This is a genomic window from Romboutsia faecis, assembly GCF_014323405.1.
Taxonomy (GTDB): Bacteria; Bacillota; Clostridia; order Peptostreptococcales; family Peptostreptococcaceae; genus Romboutsia_E; species Romboutsia_E faecis.
In genome coordinates, this window is record NZ_JACRWE010000001.1 from 181099 (window position 1) to 198493 (window position 17395).

Annotated in this window: 16 protein-coding genes; 2 read left to right on the plus strand and 14 right to left on the minus strand. The window is 26.5% G+C overall.

The window, feature by feature from the left end; genetic code table 11:
• Window positions 1-218: 218 nt before the first annotated feature.
• From mscL to H8923_RS00875, 5 genes are all read right to left on the minus strand, one after another.
• Window positions 219-617 carry a large conductance mechanosensitive channel protein MscL gene (gene mscL, locus H8923_RS00860; RefSeq protein ID WP_153971495.1) on the minus strand — a complete coding sequence of 133 codons (399 nt, stop codon included), beginning with the start codon at window positions 615-617 and terminating at the stop codon, window positions 219-221.
• A 29-nt stretch (window positions 618-646) separates the two neighbouring features.
• Window positions 647-1480: an MBL fold metallo-hydrolase gene (locus H8923_RS00865; RefSeq protein WP_153971494.1), complete on the minus strand. Its 834-nt coding sequence runs from the start codon at window positions 1478-1480 to the stop codon at window positions 647-649.
• 268 nt (window positions 1481-1748) lie between these two features.
• Complete coding sequence (locus H8923_RS17435) at window positions 1749-1883, minus strand: hypothetical protein (RefSeq protein WP_263457691.1); 135 nt, start codon at window positions 1881-1883, stop codon at window positions 1749-1751.
• 83 nt (window positions 1884-1966) lie between these two features.
• Window positions 1967-3109, minus strand: a complete 1143-nt coding sequence (locus H8923_RS00870) for a DUF362 domain-containing protein (protein ID WP_153971493.1) — start codon at window positions 3107-3109, stop codon at window positions 1967-1969.
• Between the two features lie 480 nt (window positions 3110-3589).
• Window positions 3590-4726: an SLC13 family permease gene (locus H8923_RS00875; protein ID WP_153971492.1), complete on the minus strand. Its 1137-nt coding sequence runs from the start codon at window positions 4724-4726 to the stop codon at window positions 3590-3592.
• 149 nt (window positions 4727-4875) lie between these two features.
• Here H8923_RS00875 and H8923_RS00880 point away from each other — a divergent pair, with 149 nt between their 5' ends.
• Both H8923_RS00880 and H8923_RS00885 read left to right on the plus strand, forming a co-directional pair.
• Window positions 4876-5316: an iron-containing alcohol dehydrogenase gene (locus tag H8923_RS00880; protein ID WP_187127797.1), complete on the plus strand. Its 441-nt coding sequence runs from the start codon at window positions 4876-4878 to the stop codon at window positions 5314-5316.
• Between the two features lie 106 nt (window positions 5317-5422).
• Window positions 5423-5944: a cob(I)yrinic acid a,c-diamide adenosyltransferase gene (locus H8923_RS00885; RefSeq protein ID WP_153971490.1), complete on the plus strand. Its 522-nt coding sequence runs from the start codon at window positions 5423-5425 to the stop codon at window positions 5942-5944.
• Window positions 5945-6059: 115 nt separating this feature from the next.
• Here the strand turns inward: H8923_RS00885 and H8923_RS00890 are convergent, their stop codons facing one another.
• The 9 genes from H8923_RS00890 to H8923_RS00930 form a co-directional block, all read right to left on the minus strand.
• Window positions 6060-7331 (minus strand): DUF5643 domain-containing protein, encoded by a 1272-nt coding sequence (locus H8923_RS00890; RefSeq protein WP_153971489.1) that lies wholly within the window; start codon window positions 7329-7331, stop codon window positions 6060-6062.
• Window positions 7318-7839: a sigma-70 family RNA polymerase sigma factor gene (locus H8923_RS00895; protein ID WP_153971488.1), complete on the minus strand. Its 522-nt coding sequence runs from the start codon at window positions 7837-7839 to the stop codon at window positions 7318-7320. Before H8923_RS00895 ends, H8923_RS00890 begins: the two co-directional genes overlap by 14 nt.
• A 142-nt stretch (window positions 7840-7981) precedes the next feature.
• Complete coding sequence (locus tag H8923_RS00900) at window positions 7982-10093, minus strand: FtsX-like permease family protein (protein WP_153971487.1); 2112 nt, start codon at window positions 10091-10093, stop codon at window positions 7982-7984.
• Window positions 10083-10850 (minus strand): ABC transporter ATP-binding protein, encoded by a 768-nt coding sequence (locus tag H8923_RS00905; RefSeq protein ID WP_153971486.1) that lies wholly within the window; start codon window positions 10848-10850, stop codon window positions 10083-10085. The genes H8923_RS00900 and H8923_RS00905 overlap by 11 nt, the downstream gene beginning before the upstream one ends.
• A gap of 142 nt (window positions 10851-10992) precedes the next feature.
• Window positions 10993-11991 (minus strand): sensor histidine kinase, encoded by a 999-nt coding sequence (locus tag H8923_RS00910; RefSeq protein WP_153971485.1) that lies wholly within the window; start codon window positions 11989-11991, stop codon window positions 10993-10995.
• Window positions 11988-12653, minus strand: coding sequence for a response regulator transcription factor (locus tag H8923_RS00915; protein ID WP_153971484.1), 666 nt, complete (start codon window positions 12651-12653; stop codon window positions 11988-11990). Before H8923_RS00915 ends, H8923_RS00910 begins: the two co-directional genes overlap by 4 nt.
• 204 nt (window positions 12654-12857) lie before the next feature.
• On the minus strand, window positions 12858-15440 hold the full coding sequence (locus H8923_RS00920; RefSeq protein WP_153971483.1) for a X2-like carbohydrate binding domain-containing protein: 2583 nt from the start codon (window positions 15438-15440) through the stop codon (window positions 12858-12860).
• Window positions 15441-15773: 333 nt separating this feature from the next.
• Window positions 15774-16160 carry a desulfoferrodoxin family protein gene (locus tag H8923_RS00925; protein ID WP_153971482.1) on the minus strand — a complete coding sequence of 129 codons (387 nt, stop codon included), beginning with the start codon at window positions 16158-16160 and terminating at the stop codon, window positions 15774-15776.
• Window positions 16161-16217: 57 nt separating this feature from the next.
• The gene (locus H8923_RS00930; RefSeq protein ID WP_153971481.1) at window positions 16218-17369 is read right to left on the minus strand and encodes an aminotransferase class I/II-fold pyridoxal phosphate-dependent enzyme; all 1152 of its coding nucleotides are present in this window, start codon (window positions 17367-17369) and stop codon (window positions 16218-16220) included.
• Window positions 17370-17395: the final 26 nt, after the last annotated feature.

The following is a 17395-nucleotide window of genomic DNA, read 5'->3' on the forward strand; positions in this document are numbered from 1 at the left end:
ATAATCACTTGGTTAGCAGGCTTAAGTGCAATAGGTATAATTTTAACAAGCGTAGGTTTCTTTAGATAGTGCTTGGAATTAAGTTCCAAGCACTAATCTTTTTATACATAAAATCATCAAAGCTATCCACAACGTACCCTCAAATCAAATTGACAGCATAAAAAAAGATGTAGTAAATAAAATTTTACTACATCTTTTCCTAATTTTTATCATCACATTTATCTTTTCATATTATCCTTAAGCAAATCACGTATTTCTTCCAACAATGCTACATCTTCCGATTTTGGATGTTCACTCTTTAAACTTATAGCCTGTCCATTTCTAAGTTTATTTACCATTTTTACAAATAAAAATAATATAACTGTTACTAGCACTAAATTAATTAAATTATTAATGAAACTGCCTATGGCAATGGATCCACCATTACCTCCAATTGGTATTCTAAAATTTTTATAGTCATCAAAATTTATAAACATACTAAGCACAGGCATAATTAAGTCCGAAACTATGGATGAAACAACTTTTGAAAAAGTGTTTCCTATAATAACACCCATTGCTAAATCAATAACCTTACCCTTCATAGCAAAATTCTTAAACTCTTTCCAAAATTTATTCACCACTTAAACCTCCAATGTAAGCTTTTATATCATTTATCATCAACAAACTTCCCTTCATCAGGTTTTGCAATTTCATCAAAATTCTCAAGTAGTTTATCTAAATGTTCTTTTAAATCTTCTCCTTCTAGTGGCTTTCCATGACCAGGTATAGCAATCTTTGGTTTTAGTTGAACTATTTTTTCAACTGATTTCTTTGCTAAATCCCAATCAGTAGTCAGGTACTTAGGAGGCCCACTTATTTTAAGTTTTTGTATTAATACAGAGAAAAATGATTCTTGTTTTATAGTACAAAAAGCATCTGCTGCTATAAGAATTTTACCTACCTCTTTGAATAATGAAATATGACCTTCGCAGTGCCCTGGTGTATGTATATATTTCCACCCTGGCATATGTGGTATAGTTCCATCTTTAGGAAGAGGTTTTACTGCATCTCCTAAGTCTATACTTGTATGAGGAAATGTTATCGACATTTTAGCAACTAAACCTTCATCTACTTGAGGATCAGCTAAAGGATAATCCTTTTTACCTGTTACATAAGGTAATTCCAACTCATGTATATATACAGGAACATCCCAATATTCTAATAATTTCTTAACTGCACCTATATGATCAAAATGACCATGTGTCAATATTATTGCTTCTGGTCTAGTTTCTTCACCAAACTTTTCTTTTGCACATTTAATTATAAACTCATCTGAACTTTCTAGACCTGTATCAACAAGCACCCATTTATTTTCATCACCATCTAAGTTGCTAACTATACAAGCATTTACTATTCTAAACTCTAATACTAATACATCTGGTGTGACTTGAGTGTATGAATCTGCCAAATGTGATATGGCTTCTAACAACTTGTTTCCCATTGAGCTTCCTCCTGTATTTTTTTTATCTTTCTCTGACATAAATTTTCATTTTAAATAATCAATTATTATTTTTAGCAGTATTTATTTAATTATTTATAAATTCTTATCTTTAATATTCATTAAAAAACTCTATCCTAGCTTTTAGAAAAATAGCTAAAATAGAGTTTTCCATTTTATAATAATTTTATTTAATTTTAAGCTTTTAGTTAAAAATATCATAATAACTTAATTAGTGGTCTTGACTACAATTAATATAACTTTAGCAAACTTATACATCCTTAGTAAAATCTTTGATCCACTCTTTTATAGACCTATTCATCTCCAAAGAAAAATCAGCACTAGTCTTTTTTTTATACATCAATTCACCAAAGTTCTCTGCATTAAAAGCATTGGATTTAGGCATACTTTTTTATTTACCTTCAAAATAATTGTCAGTTACTATATATTATATACATAAATTATAACATAAAACATAACTACTCTTTTTTATCTAAAAAACCTAAACACAAAAGGTCTCTTCAAATCCACAGCTTTCTTAGGGCACAACTCATGACAACAAAAACATCTTATACAATAATCTAAATCAATAATAGGTCCCTTATTCTCCATGTTAATCGCCTTAGGAGGGCAAACCCTACTACATTCACCACACTTAATACATTCTTTATAGTTAATAACTGGCTTTCCTGCTAGCTTTTTGTTCACAAAAATCTCAACACTCTCAGGTACAATCCCTCTTAAAAAGCTTATACTCCTATTTGAAGGTATCTTAAAATCTTTAATTACCTTATCTTCTACCTTTTCACCTAGTACACATACATCAGAAAAATCCTTTTCTATAAATTCTCTTTCTACACATCTTTGAACAGTTGGTACTTTATTAGGATCTAAATTTATAATATTACAAGCTACAATGTCTATAGCATAAGGGCTTTCAGAACCTAGTAATACACCTATCTTTCTAGGAACACCTGCTGTTGGTCCTTCTCCTTCCATTCCTATTACACCGTCCATTATTGTAAGACTAGGTGATACATAAGAACAAATATCAACTAAAGCTTCTGTAAAGTCATCTACCTTAGGCATCTTAAAATGATACTCTGCCTTAGAAACTCCAGGTATAACCCCAAATAAATTTTTAACTCCACCTGTAAAAGTTGCCATAGCATGAGTTTTTAATTTACATATGTTTATAACATGATCTACATTAACAATTGGTTTTATAACAGTCATGTACTTAAGTATTTTTCCATTTGGATTTTCTACTTTTACTTCAGATGTATCATAATTTAACTCTATTCCAAGTTCTTCACATACTTCTTCTATTCCGCATGTTTTATATACACCTTTTAAAGATGATTTTGTGTATGGTCCACCTGGACTATCACCTACTATTACCTTACACCCTAGTTCTAAAAGCTTCTCTGCAATTACTTTTAACACAATTGGATGAGTAGTTGCTACTTCATCTGGCTTTTTCTTAATAACTAAGTTTAGTTTTATAAATACTTTACTATCTCTTTTTATATATTTCTCAAGTCCACCTAAGTCATTTATTAACTTCTCAACTTGTGATTTTACCTCTTCATACTTATAGCTGTTACAACTTCTAAGTGAAACATTTTTCATATTAAAATCTCCTTTTATAATAATAAAATAGCATTATCCCTATACCATTTATATCCAAATAGTTTAATTAATTATATCATTTGTTTTTTCTTTTTTATACTTTAAGAGCGTGTCTATAATGACTTATTAAATTGTTGAAAGTTTATATTACTTAAATATTTTGCTGTTAATTATGACAATATAATTTTTTTATATCAGATATAAGTTATGATAAATCAACAAGAACTATCTCTTTTAAAACAGAGGATAAAGGATCCATAGAGCTAAATACAGGACTTTTTTATTCAATACATGCAATTTAAAGTAAATGATAGTGAGCTCTTTAATTTTTATACTTATAATGCATAAAATATATAAAGCTAGTCTAATTTGACTAGCTTTAACTTTGATTAATTTTTATGATTTTAATTTTTTATTATTTAAGTACATAAATTTAAATATAAATATTCTATGACCATCCATACTGTAGACTATATTTACTTAAAATAATAGTAAATATATTATTGGTACAAAAACTCCTAGTCCTAATATGTTGTATAAAGTAAATTTACTTAGATACCTATCATTATTATCTTTAAATTCGCTAGTATAAATTTTATAAGAAATAACACTTGCAAGTGAAGCTATTAAAGTACCCATACCTCCTATGTTAACTCCTAATAATAATTCTTTAAAATGATTAGTAAAACCTGATAAAAGCATAGTAGCTGGTACATTACTAATAATCTGACTAGCTAAGATGCTAGATATAAATGTAGATTTTTCACTATTTAATATATTCTCCATAAAGTTCCTAACTACATCCATTGTGGATATATTTCCTATAAATATAAAGAATCCTATAAATGTTAGTAATAAAGAATAATCAACTTCTTTAAATAATCTTTTATTTAATATTAGCACAGTAACTATAGTTATCATAAAAGTAATCCTATAGTCTATAAGATGAAAAACTGATAATAATATAATGACAAATAGTAATGAGAATAAAATTACATCTTTTTTATTTTCCATAATAACATCTGATAAATCTAGTTTTAACTTAATCTTCTTGCCCTTAATTATAAGTATAGATAAAAACACTATTGCTAAAATAACTATTGGCGATGTTGCTTTTAAGAAGTCTATAGGGCTTAAATCATAATATGAATATATAAATAAATTCTGAGGATTACCCATTGGTGTAAAACTACTTCCAAGATTTGCTGCAAGAGTTTGGAAAATAACTATTTTTAGTACATCAATATTTGCTTTTCTAGCTATAACTATACTAAGTGGTACAAATGTAATAAGCGCTACATCATTAGTTACTATCATTGATGCTATAAATGTAATAAAAACTAGTGCAAATGATATTGATGTATATGTATTACACTTTTTTAAAAGTCCAATAGCTATACTATCTAAAACCTTAAGCTCTTTAAAAGCTGCTACAACTATCATAAGATTAAATAATAATATTAATACTTTAAAATCTATATATGATAGCTTTGGAATAGAAGTAAATGAACTTGTTATTGCAAGTACAGTTGCTATAACTAGAACTATTTCTTTTTTTAGAAAATCCATAAATGAATTTTGCTTTTTTAATGTTTGTGTTTGAATATTTTGTGCCATGTGTCTCTCCATATTGTTAATTTTAATATGAAGATTTTACACTATTACTTTATAAATTTCAAATAAAATAGTTTTTAATTTGATTAGGAAATATTCATACCATTAATTATTAACTAATTCTTATGATAAAAAATTTTAATTTTGCACCCATGCCATACATAATATTTGGATACAATAAGTTATCAGAATTACCTAAATTACTTACAAATTATAGTAATATATTACTAATAACAGGAGGACAATCCTTTAAAAATTCACATCATTACAAACCATTACTAAATAACTTAAATGATAAAACGATCTACTCTGTACCTATCTTTGAAGAACCCTCACCAGACTTTATTGATGAAACTGTAAAAAATCATAGACAATGTAATATTGATGCTGTTCTAGCAATAGGTGGAGGTAGTGTACTTGATAGTGATAAAGCTATTTCTGCTATGGTAACAGTACCAGATTCTGTTATGAATTACTTAGAATGCTTCGAAGTCAAAAGTCATCCAGGCACCAAAATACACTTTATAGCTATTTGTCTACTAATTGTTTTAATCATGTTGCTTTGTCCCATAAAGATTTATATTGTATTTTGAAGGAAAGATTATGATTATAAAATTCTTCAAATGGGAATAAAAATATTATAATAAGTTCTTTTATTAATTATATTAAGAGCTAATAAAATATGAAGGTGTTGTAATTATGAAAATATATACAAGAACAGGAGACAAAGGACAAACATCCTTATACGATGGTACTAGAGTTGATAAAGATGATATAAGGGTTGAATCTTATGGAACTCTTGATGAGCTAAATTCCTACATAGGACTTTGTACTCTTTATGCTGAAGGCGAAGATAAAAAAATATTAAAAGATTTACAGTTAAAACTATTTTCAGTTTCTGGAGAACTCGCTACTAAGGACGTATGTAAATATAAAAATACGGTAAATGAAGAAGATATAAGACACTTAGAAAATCTTATTGATAATTATATTGAGAAGATAGATAAAATAGATGCTTTTATAATCCCTGGCTCTAGTTTAATTTCAGCAAATTTACATATTGCTAGAACTATATGTAGAAGATCCGAGAGAAGAATTTATACACTTAGTAGAGTTGAATCTGTAAATCCTCTTTTACTAAAATATATAAATAGATTATCTGATCTTCTTTACGCTATCGCTCGATATAATGAAAAAGATTTAATATACGTAAAGTTTTAGATAATCTATAACCTTTTAACATATAAAAATAGTGATAAAACACATAATCTATCACTATTTTTATAATTTCATAAAACTATATTATATTTTATACATAATTTATAATGATTAATTTTTAATTATTATATTTTAAATCGATTTCAATAGGAATTTTATATTTCATTATTAGATTAGGTCTAAACTTATAAACATTTTTTTCTTCTATATTCTCAAAAAAATGAGTGTAAACCCTACTATTACTCTCTTCATCATATTGGTAAACACCTGAAGATGAGCATTCTTTTCCATCTAACATTCCTGATGATAAATGATCTATATTTTCATTTTCTATCATCTTGACTTCTAAATTTCCATTCTTATAAATAACTTCTTTTATAATCAATTCATTTCCAAAATATTTTTCCTTTTTAGGATAAGTATCATCTAGCTTAATCTCTAACTCTTCATTGCAAAAAACTAAAACTCCATCTGCCTTTAATTTGAATTTTTTACTTTTATCATAATACATTGAGGGAACAATAGTTTGCTTAAATTCATTAGCTCCTCCTAAACCTGAAATTCCTAAATTATCTTTAAAAATATTACCTTGATCTGATACAACTTTAAAGTTGTATAAACCACTTACATCATTACCATCACATATTCCACTTGTAATTAAATACATCATCGTTGGTGATATTTCTAATTTTTTTATAGTTAAGTTTAATTTATCATCGTTTATATTTTTATTAATATCGACCGTCTTATTATCATAAACTTCTTTTGGAATATTAAAAGTTACATTAGATGTCCCAATTAATTTATCTCCATTTTCCCAAAGTTCTAATATTAGTTCTATCTTGTCTGGCTTTTGATTATATAAATTAGTAATTCCGTCTCCCATAACTGAAACATTTGATTTATAATTGTTATCATTTGTAAACCATGCATATTCCATACTAACTCCACCATCAAATGACTCATGATTAACACCTAAGTCTAGACTAGTTTGTTCATTTATTTTTTCACTATTATTTATTTTTATATCAAATCCAAGCCTTAGATTATCTATGTATATATTTTCGATAGTCATATTATATGAACCTATATTTATATCTTGACTTTCTATAACCTCATATCCATTATTTATAGCATTTTCTATTCCAATATCACTAAATAAATAGCTAAATATTTGATTTGCAAAAGACTTAAAAGATGGAATAGTCGTATATGAAATTGATAGTAATAAAATTGATGCAACTACTGCTATTATTTTATTTTTATTGCCTTTTGGTTTTATTTCTTCTAGCTTATTATTTAACTTTAAATCTAACTCACTTGGTATATCTATATCATCACCTTGAAATCCGTATAATAATTTATCTATTTCCTTATCATCTATTTTCATAATCTATAATTTCTAACTCCTTTCTCATATTTTTTAAAGCTGTATACATTTTTCCTTTTACCGTTCCTATTGGAATATCTAATATACTACTTATCTCATCTAGTTTATATCCCATATAGTACTTTAGCTTTATCATTTCTTTAACCTGCGGTTCAATATTTTCTAGTGCAATTTCTAAGTCTATCTTTGTTTCCGTATCAAGTTTTTCTTTAATTTCATCTATTTTTATATCATTTAAATATACAATTTTATGGTTCTTTTTTATTATGTTTTTAGATTCGTTTATTACTATTCTTAAAAACCAAGTTTTGAAATATTGAGGATCTTTGAGTTTATTTATACTCTTAAGCCCCTTTTCTACCGCCTGTAAATATGCATCTATACTATCATCTTCATTTTTTAATATTGTATAAGCTAATTTATATCCTTCATTTTTCAATTCATTTACAAGGATACTATAAGCTTTAAAATTTCCTTTTATTGCTTTCTTTACTAGTTTATCTTCCATATTCATCCTCCTTTCATATATTAGACTCCTAAACTTCATAAAAAGTTATATTTTTTTATAATTTTTTATACATGCAAGATTACTTATCATAATCTCATAGTATATAAAAAAAGTCTCTTGTTTTTTTAACAAGAGACTTTTTTTATATACTTTTTTTATCATTTATTATATTTAAACTTTCAAAGTAACTTGCAAAGAAATATGAGCCATAAATTACTACTACTATTGCTGATGATATCAATATATTTTTTAATAAACCTACACTTGATAATTCTAGTATTACTTCATTTAATACTCGCGATACAAATATAGCATGAAGTGAGGCTAATGCTAAAGGCATCATAAAGAAAATGAATACTTGAGAAAATACAGCTTTTTTCATATCTTTTTCTTTAACACCAATTTTTCTTAAAATATCAAAACGTTCTTTATTCTCTGTTGATTCTGAAATTTGTTGAAGTGCTAGTATTGCTCCAGCTGATATGAGTAATATTACTCCTAAATATATCGCTATAAAAGAGAATACTACATTCAAGGCAATTTTTTCTCCATCAATAACTAACTTTGATTCAAATCTTAAATTAAGATTATCATTATCTATAAAGTCAGACAACGCACCTCTAAATTTATTGTCATATTCATTATTTAATTTAATGTAGTCAACATTTAAATATGTTATAGTTGGATATAAATTTTCTAATACATTATCAGGAACTATTACAGTCAATTCACTAGATAAAAAATTTTTATTATAATAATTTATGTTGGAATGTATATTTAAAAAATTAAGTGTATGGTTGTTTATATTTAAGCTTGCATTTAAATCATTATCAGTTAATTTATCTAATATATCTTTACTCTTTGTTATATCACCATTTAATGCAAATTCATTATTCATAAGGATTATTTCTTCTAAACCTTGTGATCTTCTTATATTATTATAGTCTGTGATACCCATAATAGGTATATTATAGTCATCCTCATCTTTAATATTATCAAGAAGCTTACTTAAAGTTAAATCTTTTAGTTGATACAATTTAACTTCAAAAGATTTGGATACTAACTCATTATAAGGGAAATTAGCTTTAATTAAGTCATTTTTTATAGTAGTATATGTTTTGTTCGTTAATGACTTATTATCACTATAAACTCTGTCTTCATAGAATGTACCCTCATCTTGATTTCTATCATTATACCTAATAACTGTAGCATCATATGGAGTAATTACATCTAATCCTTGTTTCATATAATTAGCAAATCCCATGCCAAAAGGCATTGTAATCAAAGCTGAAAATATTACTAAACAAATTATGGTAACAGAAAAACTAATAGTTTTAATACGACTGCTCATTTGACTAATCACGAACATTGTTAAATTTTTATAATATAATTTTTTATGCTTTTTTATTTGTTTTAATATGAAATCAGCTATTGATATAAAGAACAAATAAGTGCCAATTGTTATTAAAGCTATACATACAGTGATTATTTGTGTACTAGGTTCTAATAAATTATTTAGTATTATATAAGAGAATAATATTAGAGCTATTGATATAGCTAATGTAATAAAATTCTTTCTTCCCTTATTAGTTGTAAAAATTTCATTTTTCTTATTTGAGTTTATTAAATCTATTAATTTATATTTTTCAATAGCCTTTTTATTAAATTTATTTACAAGTAATAAAACAAGTCCAAATAATAATACCGTTTTTATTATGGCACTTAGTGAGATGGAAAATCTAAACATCGAAGAAAGATTTATCATTTTAAATGTAATTATGCCAAGTCCTTGTGACGCAAATATACCAAATATTAATCCAAAACATAACGAAAGAGAGCCTATAATAGTGGTTTCTTTAAACATTAGTTTGTTTATATCTCTTTTATCCATTCCAAGAGTTGTATATATTCCAAATTCTCTTTTACGTTTTTTCATAAGGAAATTATTTGCATAAGTTATTAAAAATCCAAAAATTAAGCATATAATTATAGAGAATCCTCCTAATATACCTCTCGCCATGTAAATATACGAATCTAGCAACCCATTACCCATAAGATTTGATAATATACTATCTATAGAATTAAAACTATATAAAAGTGCTGCACCAAATGAAAGTGTTATAAAGTAAATCATATAATCTTTAATACTTTTTTTCACATTACTTTTAGCTAACTGTTTGAACGACTCATTTGAAACTTGAGATACATAATTTTTTTTACGCTTGTGACTATTTTTTCTTTTTCTAGAAAACATGCTGATTATCACCTCCAAGGATAGAAATTACCTTGATTATCTTATCAAAGAATTCTTTACGAGTATCATTTCCACGTACTAGCTCATTGAATATCTTACCATCTTTTATAAATAAAATTCTTTTACAGTAACTAGCTGTAAAAGCATCGTGCGTTACCATTAAAATAGTCGCTTTTAATTCTTCATTTAAAACCTCAAGATTTTCTAAAAACATTCTTGCTGACTTAGAATCTAGCGCCCCAGTAGGTTCATCTGCTAAAATTAATGATGGTTTTGTAATTATAGCTCTTGCACAAGCAACTCTTTGTTTTTGACCTCCAGACATTTCATACGGATATTTATTAAGTATTTCTTTTATCCCTAATTTTGAAGCTATATTGTTTATTCTTAAATCAATTTCTTTAGATTTAGTACCTGTTATTGCAAGCGCTAATGCAATATTATCATGTGCATTAAGCGTATCTAATAAATTAAAATCCTGGAATATAAATCCAAGCTTTTCTCTACGGAACTTAGATAGCTCATCTTCATCCATTTTAGTTATATCATTACTATCTATATAAATATTACCCGCAGTTATTGTATCAATTGTAGATATGCAATTTAATAAAGTGGTTTTTCCACTTCCCGAAGCACCCATTATTCCTATATATTCTCCATTTTCTACTTCAAAACTTATATTATCAACAGCCTTTGTAAGACTCCCTTTATTTCTATAATATTTTTCTATATTTTTCACATTTAATATTTTATTCATTTTATTACCTCCCTTTGTTGATATAATAATACCATCGCGTAAAATTACCATCCACAGATTTACATAACGTTTGTATAACACTTTTGTAATATTATTACCTATATAATAAAATATTGATTAAATAAACGTAAAAAAGAGACTATTATCTAGCCTCTAAAAATGTTAATTTAATAGTTGTTCCTTCTATATTATCAGGTAATACCTCAATGCTTACTTCTAGTTTATCACAAAGTTTTTTACATAAATATAGTCCTATGCCTGTTGATGCAGAGTGTTTTTTTCTTCCGTTAGAACCTGTAAATCCTTTTTCAAATACTTTAGATATGTCTTGTTGCGGAATACCGATTCCATTATCTTTTATATATAAGTTGATTTTATTATCTAATTTTTCAGTGTATATTTCAATTGTAGGTTTATCTCCTTTATACTTAATAGAGTTACTAATTATTTGGCCAATAATAAACTCAATCCATTTTTCATCTGAAAGTATATAAAAATCTAAATCATGTAAGGTCAGCTTTATACCTTCATTTATTATCTCTTTTGATTTTCTTCTTACTACATCCATTACAATATCCTGCATATAAACTTTCTTTATATGATAGTCTTTTTCTACAGTATCACTTTTTGATACATAAAGAACTTGTTCTACATAATCATCTATCTTAGTTATTTCTTCTTCTATACTCAATGTAGTTATGTTTTTATTATTTTCTATTAAAAGTTTAGATGTAGCTATTGGTGTTTTTACTTCATGAACCCATGTTTCAATATATCTACGGTACTCTGTAAATTTATTATTATACATTTGATTAATATCATTTATATACTTACCTTCAGCTTTTAAAATGTCATATAATATCTTACCTTCTATAAAATTAGGTTTTTTTATTACTTCAGTAATATAGGACTTTTCTTCTATATCTTGAAATGATTTTAATAATTCATTATAGTATTTTCTCTTTTTTATAAAATCAAATATAAGAATTAATACAAAGCAAATAATAAATATCATTTCGATAAATATAGCAGAATGACTCTCTATATTAACTGCTAACATGAATGAATATGATATTATAACAGTTATAAATAATATAAAAATACTTAAACTTTTATCTTTAATATAATTTAATATTGTCATACCATATAACCTAACCCTCTCTTAGTTATTAAGTAATCTTTAAGCCCAATATCTTCAAGCTTCTTTCTAAGTCTATTAATATTAACTGTCAGGGTGCTATCCTCAACAAACTCTGCCATATCCCATAGATTACTTATTATTTCATTTCTAGGTATTATATTTCCCTTATTCTCCATAAGTAATTTTAGTATCCCAAGTTCATTTTTAGTAAGCTCTATGCTCTTACCATTGTGAGAAACTTTACTTTTTAATACATCAAGTACAGCACCATTATGAGATATAATCATAGATTTTTTATCCCCAGAACTTCTTTTTAATACAGAAGATATACGTGCAAGTAATATTCTAGGATTAAATGGTTTACTAATAAAATCATCTGCACCTAAATTTAATACATCAAGTTCATCTAAATCACTTTTACTACTAGTAACTACAATAATTGGTATATCAGATTTTTTTCTAATTTCTTTACATATATAAAACCCATCATATACAGGTAAATTAAGGTCAAGAAGTATTAAATCAGGATAAATATTAAGTATATCTGTTATAATGTTTTGATAATCATCACTACTCGTACATTTATAACCATTTCTTTCTAAAAGAGTTGATATTTCATTTCTTAATTTAATTTCGTCTTCTACTAAAAAAATACGTTCCATACTTCTCCTCCTTAGTAATTATAGTTTATTCATATATTCTTATTTTACTATAATATATTATTTTTATAAAATCTAGATAAATTGATTATAGACAAAAATGAACTCTAATAATTAAAATCAGTATATTATAATATTTCTGCTGTAATAAATACATAAAAAATGACCTTATTAATAAGGTCATTTTTTATTTTAATCTTCTAAAACTTAGCTTTTCATTCTATTTTTTCTATTTAATATAAATAATGCTACTAAGCAGCAAACACTCAAAATCGTAAGTATTACTATTCCACTATCGTCCCCGGTTTGTATATTATTTGGGCCACTTATGCTCTCATTTTTATCATTATTATTAGGTTTTGTTGTGTCATTTGGTTTTTTTGGATTATCTGTATCTTCTGAACTAGAATCTATAACTTCGACTTTTACATCGACAAATCCATTATTACTAAATCTAAATCTAAATTCATGTGTACCCAAATCTAATGTATCTAAATAATCTGTACTAAATACTATATATTCATCTTTTAAAGTATACTCCGTTCCTTCAGTTAAACTCTTATAATCTTTTTGTACAGACTCTAAAGTATTCCCATTATATCTTATCTTAAACGCTACTTCCTCTTTCTTATATTTGTCATAAGTTGCTTTATTATTATCTACTATAGAATCTTTAATTGAGTCAGCATTATTATCAGTAATTTTCCAGACCTGAGTTCCTTTAAATGGATTTGCTGTTCCTATAGTTAAACCTGTTGTAGTTTTTGAAAAAGTTCTAAGCCCATGGTTATATGGATCCGAAAAACCATCATTTGTGATTGTTTCGAAATTTTTACCATCCTCTGATACTAATAATGAGAACCCTCTTTGACCTTTACTTAAATATTTGCAGCTTTCTATAAAATACTTAAAGTTTTGTATTTTTTCTTTATTTAAAAGTTTATCTAAACTTTCAATACTTTCTTCCGATAACTCGTCTTTATACTCTTCATATATTTTTTTTGCATCTTCTAAACATTTTAAAACAATCTCTTGCTCAGATATGCTTCTATTCGATGTATTATCCTCATAAGTTGAATCTAATTCTTCAGTAATTACCTCTAAGTTTTTACTCATTTCTTCTAGTGAATCTATAATTTTCTCATTTTCTTGCGTTAAAACTTCTTTTTCTGATGTTTTCACAACACTTTCTTCATTTATATTCTCACTTATAGTTTCCTCTTTAATATCTATATCCTTGTTGCTATTTTCTTCATTATTATCTTCTTCATTAACATTTTTTTTATTAATGGTTTCTTCACTAATTTCTTCTGTTTCGGTTTCCTCACTTATTACTTCTTCTAATTTAGATGAAGAATTTTGTTTATTTGATAATATTTCTATCAGCTCTTTTATATACTTTATTTGACTTTCTATTTCTTCTTTTGTCATATCAAGTACATCCCCATTTGTAAACTGCATAATCGGATAAGCTAGGCTGCCTATATTAAATGTTCCCAGATATAACTTTCCTTGATATACTTCCATATCCCAAACATATTGATTTAAACTTGAACCAAATCCAGAAGTTTGATTTCCTACACGTTTTGAAAATAATTTATTTGGCTCTCCTGCTACAAGTTCTATATCTTCACTCTTATCCATACGCCAAAGATTTACAGGTTCACTTAAATCTTTATATAAATTCTCAAAATTAAAATTAAGTACATCTGATAATGCTATCATAGGGTCATTATATCCCCCTATATATAAGTGGTTGTTATATACCTCTAAATTAGCAGCTCCACTTCTTGATGCACCTAATCCTAATGGATATTTAGTATTATCTTCTTCTTTTCCTATTATAGGCTCAAATGTCCATTTCCCATTTTCATCATTTTCACCTCTAAACATGGCAAATGAAGATTTATCTCCATTCTTTCCTGTTACTACAGTAAAGTATAATTTATTATTAAAACATACCATATCCCATATAGAACCACCAAATATACTATCTGTATAAAGATATGCAGGGTAGTCTAATAAGTCTTCTTGAGTACAAATTGTTTTAAATGATGACTCTCCTTTTGAAGGTTCCGTAGATGATACTATATACGCGCCATTATCTCCTATCATACTTGCAATTAACTCATCACCTACTACAGTTAATCCTCTTATCCCCGTAGATATTGATGGACTTGAAGGTTTTTGTGACTTATATACAACTTTAGTTTCATCTGTCTTAGGATCAATTTCTAGTAGATATGGTGTTGTTCCTGTTGCAGAAAAATATAATTTGTCCTTAAATTCAATACTTGCCCTATACCCACCCATATTTTTAGGAGGTTCAATTATTGAAACTTCTAGCGTTTCTGTATTTAACTTAACTATTACAGCTCTATTTTGTGCCTCAGGATTATTTTTTTCATCTCCAACATATAAAGTTCCGTTATATAAAACATTTACGATTGCTTTAAGCTCACTTAATTCCATATTTAATTCATAAGCCATTTTTTTCATTGTATTATACATTGCACCATAGCAAGTCCCTATGTACATATACTTTCCATATCCTACTGATGACCAAGAATAGTTTTGACCTGTATCTGCATCTCCATTCTCGAAATCTATTATTCCATCGTCTTCTTTTGGTCCATTTTCTGGATGAGAAAGTTTACCTGCTGTATAATTACCGTTATTTGATTCATATGTATACTTAACCTGTCTACTACTTCCAGCAAATGCTGTTGTTGTCATAACTATACATATTATCAAAGATATTACCATATTTTTTCTTAAAATTTTACCCATTTATTAAATCTCCCTCTATATTTTATAAATTTCTACATTTATAAAAATAATAACATTCTAAAGAGTGAGTTCGATATTACTCTAAATGATACTTTGTGTTATACCGTTTATTACCTGTATAAAATTCTATGTATAATATAGATACTTTCTAAAAATAATTAATTTCTTTTTTCATGGATTAAAATTTCAAGCAATGTTCCTAATATATTTCTATATTTTGTACTTATTAAATACTTAAATTCTATCGTTATATTTTATAAACTCTTCATATATCAATAAAAAATGAACTCTAATAACTAGAGTTCATTCTTTAAGTTGTATTTTAAATTTTATCTATAATTCTACTTTCCATAATCCATGAAGATTACAGTAAGAATATACTTCTAATATTTTATCACTTTCAGTTAAAGCAAATTCTATAATTGGCTCACTATTTACATCTAAACATTTACGCTGTCCACCTTGTTTAGTTAGCACATATATCCAGCTTATATGATGATCTTGTGTCATAGGATGTAATGTACTTCCAACTTGTACCTTTACTTTATTATCATTGATATTTACTACTGGTATATGTTTTTCTACTGAAGCTTCTGTAGTATTCGCCACTAATTCATTCATTACTTTGCCACAACATACAATTTTAGGCCCTTTGCTTTCTACCATTCCTACTAAGTTACCACAAATACTACATATGAAAAACTTTTTTGTATTATTCATATTACAATCCCCCATAATATTAAAAATTATCATCATTAATATTTATGTTTTAGTTCATTAAAATATACTAATTTTTTCTATTCTATCAAAAGCTTCTTCTAAGATCTTAATATCCTTATTACAAGTTAATCTTATATAATTTTTATATTCATCTCCAAAAATATCTCCAGGAAGTACTAAAACTCCACTCTCTAGTAATAAATTTGAAAAAGCTACTCCATCTAATCCTGTTTTTTCAATATCAATAAATAAGTATATACATCCTTGAGGCAATTTTACTTCAATATTATCTATTTTATTAATTCTAGAAAAAGCGTACTTTATTCTATCATTATAAGTACATCTTAATTTAATACTTATCTCTTTTCTGAGTTTAAGAGCTTCTATAGACCCTTCTTGGCATATAGTAGGAGCTGAATAAGTTATTCCGTCATTTATATATTTGGCTATATTAATAATCTCTTCACTACCTATCATGTATCCAATTCGCCATCCTGTCATTGCATAATCCTTAGACATAGATTTAAGTACAATTGTATTCGTAAGATTTTTATCTATTTCTAACATTGATACAAATTTATTATCAGCATATGTAAATGCCGTATAAACTTCATCTGATAATATCATAAAGTTATTTTCTATACTTAACTTATATATATCTTCTAGTAAACTTTTTGGATAAATTGCTCCCGTCGGATTGTTTGGTGAATTTATTATTATTGCCTTGGTTTTGTGTGTTACTTTTTCTTTTATCTCTCCTATAGTTGGTATAAAACCATTTGTTTCACTAGTCTTTACTAACACTATATTTCCATCTACTGAACTGACTTGATCTATATATGCTGGATAATAAGGTGCAATTACTAAGATTTCATCGCCGTTGTTTACTATTCCTTGTAATGCTAGATACAGTGCATGCCCAGCTCCAATAGTTACTATTATATTTTCTAAATTTATTTTACATTCATAATCTTCTTCTACAGATTTAACTATTATCTCTCTAAACTTAGGATCTCCTAATGGATGAGTATATAGTGTATGACCTATGACATTATTTCTTACTGCTGCATCTATAACTCTTTGATCTGTGAATATATCATGATCTCCTACACTTAAATCTATTATATCATGTCTTAAATTTATAGTATCTGATGCTGCCATCATTGCGTTTGCTTTTATATTTTGATATTTGTTAGATATAAAACTCATACTCTTTCTCCTTACAATATTTCTAA

Bases quoted from the DNA above. Each gene is read 5' to 3' on its own strand.
- H8923_RS00890 (WP_153971489.1), bottom strand. From the start codon at position 7,331: ATGAAAATAGATGATAAGGAAATAGATAAATTATTATACGGATTTCAA.
- H8923_RS17435 (WP_263457691.1), bottom strand. From the start codon at position 1,883: ATGCCTAAATCCAATGCTTTTAATGCAGAGAACTTTGGTGAATTGATG.
- H8923_RS00880 (WP_187127797.1), top strand. From the start codon at position 4,876: ATGCCATACATAATATTTGGATACAATAAGTTATCAGAATTACCTAAA.
- H8923_RS00865 (WP_153971494.1), bottom strand. From the start codon at position 1,480: ATGGGAAACAAGTTGTTAGAAGCCATATCACATTTGGCAGATTCATAC.
- H8923_RS00930 (WP_153971481.1), bottom strand. From the start codon at position 17,369: ATGAGTTTTATATCTAACAAATATCAAAATATAAAAGCAAACGCAATG.
- H8923_RS00885 (WP_153971490.1), top strand. From the start codon at position 5,423: ATGAAAATATATACAAGAACAGGAGACAAAGGACAAACATCCTTATAC.
- H8923_RS00875 (WP_153971492.1), bottom strand. From the start codon at position 4,726: ATGGCACAAAATATTCAAACACAAACATTAAAAAAGCAAAATTCATTT.
- H8923_RS00915 (WP_153971484.1), bottom strand. From the start codon at position 12,653: ATGGAACGTATTTTTTTAGTAGAAGACGAAATTAAATTAAGAAATGAA.
- H8923_RS00895 (WP_153971488.1), bottom strand. From the start codon at position 7,839: ATGGAAGATAAACTAGTAAAGAAAGCAATAAAAGGAAATTTTAAAGCT.
- H8923_RS00905 (WP_153971486.1), bottom strand. From the start codon at position 10,850: ATGAATAAAATATTAAATGTGAAAAATATAGAAAAATATTATAGAAAT.
- H8923_RS00925 (WP_153971482.1), bottom strand. From the start codon at position 16,160: ATGAATAATACAAAAAAGTTTTTCATATGTAGTATTTGTGGTAACTTA.
- H8923_RS00870 (WP_153971493.1), bottom strand. From the start codon at position 3,109: ATGAAAAATGTTTCACTTAGAAGTTGTAACAGCTATAAGTATGAAGAG.
- H8923_RS00900 (WP_153971487.1), bottom strand. From the start codon at position 10,093: ATGTTTTCTAGAAAAAGAAAAAATAGTCACAAGCGTAAAAAAAATTAT.
- H8923_RS00910 (WP_153971485.1), bottom strand. From the start codon at position 11,991: ATGACAATATTAAATTATATTAAAGATAAAAGTTTAAGTATTTTTATA.
- H8923_RS00920 (WP_153971483.1), bottom strand. From the start codon at position 15,440: ATGGGTAAAATTTTAAGAAAAAATATGGTAATATCTTTGATAATATGT.